This is a genomic window from Rhodoblastus sp. (assembly GCF_041915505.1).
GTDB lineage: Bacteria > Pseudomonadota > Alphaproteobacteria > Rhizobiales > Beijerinckiaceae > Rhodoblastus.
Genome location: NZ_JAYSBG010000258.1, coordinates 1 through 5,156, shown reverse-complemented (window position 1 = coordinate 5,156; position 5,156 = coordinate 1). Strand labels below are relative to the sequence as shown.

Annotated in this window: 7 protein-coding genes; 1 reads left to right on the top strand and 6 read right to left on the bottom strand. The window is 60.8% G+C overall.

Annotated features, from left to right (window positions below; genetic code table 11):
• The 5 genes from ACE3S9_RS14530 to ACE3S9_RS14510 form a co-directional block, all read right to left on the bottom strand.
• The coding region (locus ACE3S9_RS14530; protein ID WP_374547195.1) for an ABC transporter permease at positions 1 to 673 on the bottom strand (673 nt) is incomplete at its 3' end.
• Entirely contained in the window at positions 670 to 1,446 is a 777-nt protein-coding gene (locus ACE3S9_RS14525; protein ID WP_374547194.1) for an ABC transporter ATP-binding protein, read from the bottom strand. The genes ACE3S9_RS14525 and ACE3S9_RS14530, both read right to left, overlap by 4 nt.
• Before the next feature lie 27 nt (positions 1,447 to 1,473).
• A complete protein-coding gene (locus tag ACE3S9_RS14520) occupies positions 1,474 to 2,199 on the bottom strand; it encodes an ABC transporter substrate-binding protein (RefSeq protein WP_374547193.1) in 726 nt (241 codons plus the stop codon).
• A 216-nt stretch (positions 2,200 to 2,415) separates the two neighbouring features.
• Positions 2,416 to 3,513 (bottom strand): sensor histidine kinase, encoded by a 1,098-nt coding sequence (locus ACE3S9_RS14515; protein ID WP_374547192.1) that lies wholly within the window; start codon positions 3,511 to 3,513, stop codon positions 2,416 to 2,418.
• Positions 3,500 to 4,192 carry a winged helix-turn-helix domain-containing protein gene (locus ACE3S9_RS14510; RefSeq protein ID WP_374547196.1) on the bottom strand — a complete coding sequence of 231 codons (693 nt, stop codon included), beginning with the start codon at positions 4,190 to 4,192 and terminating at the stop codon, positions 3,500 to 3,502. The genes ACE3S9_RS14515 and ACE3S9_RS14510 overlap by 14 nt, the downstream gene beginning before the upstream one ends.
• 188 nt (positions 4,193 to 4,380) lie before the next feature.
• On the opposite strand from ACE3S9_RS14510, the gene ACE3S9_RS14505 reads away from it, so the two are divergent.
• Positions 4,381 to 4,761 (top strand): hypothetical protein, encoded by a 381-nt coding sequence (locus tag ACE3S9_RS14505; protein ID WP_374547191.1) that lies wholly within the window; start codon positions 4,381 to 4,383, stop codon positions 4,759 to 4,761.
• Between the two features lie 172 nt (positions 4,762 to 4,933).
• Here the strand turns inward: ACE3S9_RS14505 and ACE3S9_RS14500 are convergent.
• On the bottom strand, positions 4,934 to 5,156 hold a 223-nt coding region (locus tag ACE3S9_RS14500; RefSeq protein WP_374547190.1), incomplete at its 5' end, for a helix-turn-helix domain-containing protein.

Below are 5,156 nucleotides of genomic sequence, written 5' to 3'. Positions count from 1 at the left end.
TCAGAGAGTCGATGCGCGCGACATCGGCCTTGACGACATCGATATCGGAGGACGTCAGCGAAGGTCGAAGCTTGATCTGAAACAGCGAAACCTGCCCTTGTCGGAAGGCGATTTCCTGCAAGTCCGATAAGGGCATGTAAATCATCGAGCGGTTCAGAGCGGACTGGTATGCGGCGATCCCGACAATTTTGAACGACGCGTCCAATATATCGACCGTGTCGCCAACATTCTTGTTGAGCCCCTCCGCGACGCCCTCGCCCAGAACGACGACGCCACGTTCGCCAGACCGAGGTGTGCGACCGCGGCCAACCGGCATTCGTGACCAAAAGAAGCCGTCGTCGGCCCAGCCGGTCAACAGTTTTTGCTGATCGCGGTCGACGGGCGCGTACATCACCAGTTCGCCCGCAACATCCTGAACGCCGGGAATCAGCGCCAGCTTTTTCTTGGCGTCCTCGGCGACAAAGCCCGAAAATATATCCGAGGCGCGGCGGGGGAGCGCGGTCAGGTCGGCGCCCCGTTCGTCCGCTCCTTCACCAACACCGCGTTCGACGCTTCCTGCAAGCGCGAGCAGGCTGAGAGCCGAGGCGGCGGCCAGGCCGACGCTCGCCGCAACCACCAAACTACGCGCGGGCCGCCGGACGAGATTTCGCAGTGCGAAAACGATCAGATTCATGGCCGCGCCTCCGTCCCGCCGCCGCGATCGCGAGCGCATCCGAGCGCTTTTTCGGGAGAGACGCGTTCGACGCTCCAAGCCGGCGCGCTCGCGGCCGCGCTATCGTCCACGATGCAGCCATCCTTCATCACAACCCGACGCCGACAACGCGCGGCCAAACTTTGATCGTGGGTCGCCACGACAAGGGCAGCGCCGTGCGTCCGCTGCATTTCGAACATCAGGTCCGTTACGGCGGCGGCGCTGACGCTGTCCAAGCTTCCAGTCGGCTCGTCCGCCAAAAGCAGCGCCGGGTTGTTCGCGACGCTGCGGGCGATCGCGACCCGCTGCCGCTCGCCGCCGGACAGTTTCGCCGGCAGATGATGCTGGCGCGTTTCCAACCCGACTCTCGCGAGCAGTTCCGCCGCGCGACGCCGCCTCTTCGCCGCAGAAACGCCCTGACCGACCATGGCGATTTCGACGTTTTCGAGCGCGGTCAGGATCGGCAACAAATTGAATTCCTGGAACACGATGCCGATGTCCGTCGCCCGCAGCATTCGCCATTGCCGCGGGCTGGGCGCGGGTCGCTCACGCCAGCGCACGCGCCCCGAAGTCGGCTCGTCGCAACCGCACAACAATTGAATCAAACTGCTTTTGCCGCTGCCGCTCTTGCCGATGATCGCGACACATTCCCCTTCGTTTATGGAGAGATTCACGTCCCGCAACGCGACGATCGCGCCGCCGTCGAATATGCGCCCGACATTTTCCATACGGATCAATGGGACCGCTCGCATCATGCCGATGGCTCACTGTCTGATTGGGGATCAGCGCCCCAGGGTTACAATCGCCGCGTCGATATTGTTGTCGCTTCGATTCAGCAAAGCTGCGGTCTCGTCGCGCAGCGCAAGAGTCATGCTGCGCCCATCGACGACGACATCGAACGCCTTGAGCCGGTTCGGCCCGCCCAGGCGCCACACGACCGTGTGCGAAGGTTGATCGGACCGGGTCGCGAGCAACAGGCCTCCCGACTGCCCGCGGCGAAGCTCCACAAACGTCAAAGGCCGGCCGCTGTTGTCGCCATTCATGCGTACGCAATCGCGGATCGCCCAACGCAACGCCGCCGCGCGATAGTCGGCGCGCTGGCGTGATGACATGCCGCTCGCGCCATCGCCTAACGCATTGGTCGCGATGGCGTCGATATTGACGACCTGCATGTTAATGCGCCTGCAAATGCCAGCGGCGTCGGCTCCCGATCGGGCGGCAAGCTCGGCGATGCTGCTATTGATGGCCGCCATGAATTCGCTGACTTGTGGATCGCTCTGCGCCATTGCGATCCCGTCAGAGGCAACCAGCGCATATGCCAGGCTTAAAATTTGGCATGTCGCGCGAAACCGGAGTTGAAAGCGGCGGGATCTGTTTCGCACTGTTCTCAACTTAGCTTCGGTTTTCGTCCCACCTTCGCTGCGCCGTAGGCGCAACAGGATTCCGACGTCATTCCTGGCGGCGAGGCCGGAAAGGAGAGAGCTGAAGAGTTCGAATTCGGCAGACACGAATGAAACTCCGTCAGTTCCCCTTCGCTCCGATCGCCGCAATGACCATCCGCCGTCGGCGCAACCGCGATCTTCGTCGTTGCGCTCCGCCACTCCCCTCTGTCAGGCAGGTAAGAGGGCCGCGCTTACGACAACGTCCAAATCTTCGATTGACAGATCTGGCCATAAAGGCAGTGTGTTTTCAAATGACAAATGTGTCAGACTCCGGCGCGACAATTAGTCGTTGTGTTTGCGAACGAACGAAGAAGAGGCGACGTGAATGCCTGCGACAGTCGGAAAGAAAAGCGTGACCTTAAGACCGGGATAATTGCCGGCCAGTGAGATTTGAGCCGCATGAAGATGAGCGACTGCGGCCACGAGACTGAGCCCGAGACCATTGCCGGGCACGCCGCGACTTCGCTCGAGACGGTAGAAGCGATTGAAAACGGATTGGAATTCGCTGACGGGAATGCCTGGTCCGTCGTCGGCGACGGAAACGATTGCGCCCTCGGCGCTGTTTTTCACTTCGACATCGACCTGTCCGCCCTCGCGACCGTGTTTGATGGCGTTATCGACGACATTCGCCAGCGCGTCGAACAGCAAATCTCTGTCGCCAAGAGCAAGAACAATTGCGTCGCCGCCGACACGGAGGCGCACGGCTCTGTTCTCCGCGGCCGCGTCGAACAGTTCGACGACCTCGCCGCCGATTTGGGCGAGATTGACCGGACCGAACGATGCGGTTCGATCATAGGCCTCGATCTGCGAGATGCGGGTGAGAGAAGCAAACATCCGCAGGACGGTATCGAGATCGGCCAATGTATCCGAAATAAGCGCCTGATCGTCGTCATCCCGGCGCCGATTGCAGGCCTTCTCGAGACGCCCGCGCATGCGGGCCAAAGGCGTGCGGAGGTCGTGCGCGACATTGTCGGAAACTTGCTGAACCTGCGTCATCAACGCTTCAATTCGATCGAGCATGGAATTGAGATTTGCGGCTAGTTCGTCCCATTCGTCATGCGTGCCTCGCAAGGGGATCCGCTCGCCAAGGCCGCTCGACAGGATTGCTCGGCTCGTCGCGTTGATGGCTTCAATTCGTCCGACCGTGCGTCGCGTCACGGTCACGCTGGCGATCCCCGCGATCGCTAGGACCAACGCGAGCCAGAGCGCCATGGCGATTTCGATATCGTTCGCGAATGCCGGATGATCGCCGCTCGTCACGTAACGCGTCGCCGACCAATAGACAAAGGCAATCAACCCCGCCGTCGCGACGCTGAAGATCACGATATAAAGAATCGCGAGTCTGAACGTCGTGGACCGTAGGGTCTTAATGAGGAGCACGGAGGCAGAACCCGACGCCGCGAATGGTATGAATCAGCGGATAGGCCTGTGCGGTGTCGACCTTGCGGCGTACGCGGCCGACATAGACGTCGATAATATTGGTCGTTGGGTCGAAATGGAGATCCCAGACATGCTGCAGCAGCATTGCCCGCGGCACGACCTGGCCCTGGTTCCGGACGAGATATTCGAGAACCTGAAACTCGCGCGGCAACAACTCGATCTTACGGCCGCAGCGGGTCGCGCTACGCGACACCAGATCGAGTTCGAGATCGCCCACGCGGAGCATGGTTTCCCTGACCACGACGTCGCTGCGCCTGGCGAGGGCCTCGACACGCGCGACCAGTTCGGCGAAGGCGAAAGGTTTGACCAGGTAATCGTCGCCGCCGGCGCGCAGGCCTCGCACCCTGTCGTCAATCTCACCGAGGGCGCTCACGATCAGCGCGGGCGTCAAAACACCCTCGTCGCGAAGGCGCCTGATAAGCGCAATGCCTTCCATTCCGGGAAGCATGCGGTCGACCGTTATCACGGCGTAATTCGACGATCGCGCCCGATTGAATCCTTCGTCGCCGGTGACGGCGTGGTCGACGTCAAAGCCGCCGCAATCAAGGGCGTCGATGATCTGGGCCCGCGTTTCCGGTTCGTCCTCGATGACGAGAACATGCATCCGCCCGCCGCTCATGACGCGCGTCTCCTCGCTGCGGCCGAACCGCAATCAACAGCCCTGATTATCCCATGAATTAGGCGGTCGCAAAACTGACTTTTTTGTCAGAATGTGTCGAATTAGTCATTTGAAATTGCGAGCGTTTATTGGCTTAATCCAGATCGGAGGACTGCAGCGCGAATGCGCCGGCCTCCCTTTCCAGAAGGATGAAGGTCATGAAGCGCAAACTACTCGGCTGCTTTGCCGCTGTGGCGTTGGGCGCGACGTTGGGCTTGGCCCCGCCGGCAATGGCTTTTCACGGCGGGTTCGGCGGCATGCACGGCGGCTTTGGCGGCATGCATGGCGGCGGCGCGCAATTCGGCGGCGGCTTTCACGGCGGAATGGTCGGCGGTCGTCACGTTATGGCGCCAATGGGCGCTCATTTCGGCGGCGCGCGATTCGCGTTCCGAAATCATCGTCGTTTCCACAACTTCGTCGCTGTTGGCGTCGGAGGGGCCTATTGGCCCTACTATTACGACGACGGCTGCTGGCGTCGCGTGTGGACGTCGTGGGGTTGGCAATGGGCCAATCTTTGCGCCGGCTATTGATCGAGCCGGCGCGCCAGGCCTTAAACTCATCAATGGAATTCCCGTCGGCGACGGAGAATGATTCAAAGCCCTGATGATTTATTAGGGGCTTTGCGATGCGTCGACGTTTTGAATTGATTGACAAGGAAGGAAGGAACGATCCCCGCGCCGTCGCTGCCGAACAAGTGGCGGATCAAGCATCGTTGCCAAATTTCTCCCTTATCGCGTCGACGCTTATCCCGAGCCGTTTGATCTTGTCGTAAAATGTCTGTTTGGGGACGCCGAGCAACGTAGCCGCCGCTTGAACATCACCCTTCCGTCTTCGAATGGCGTCTTCGACGATGGTTCGCTCGACGCATTCGAGCTGTCGCGGCAGCGAGAGAGCCGCCTCGTCAAGATCCGTGTCTCCGATCATG

Bases quoted from the DNA above. Each gene is read 5' to 3' on its own strand.
- ACE3S9_RS14525 (WP_374547194.1), bottom strand. From the start codon at position 1,446: ATGATGCGAGCGGTCCCATTGATCCGTATGGAAAATGTCGGGCGCATA.
- ACE3S9_RS14510 (WP_374547196.1), bottom strand. From the start codon at position 4,192: ATGAGCGGCGGGCGGATGCATGTTCTCGTCATCGAGGACGAACCGGAA.
- ACE3S9_RS14505 (WP_374547191.1), top strand. From the start codon at position 4,381: ATGAAGGTCATGAAGCGCAAACTACTCGGCTGCTTTGCCGCTGTGGCG.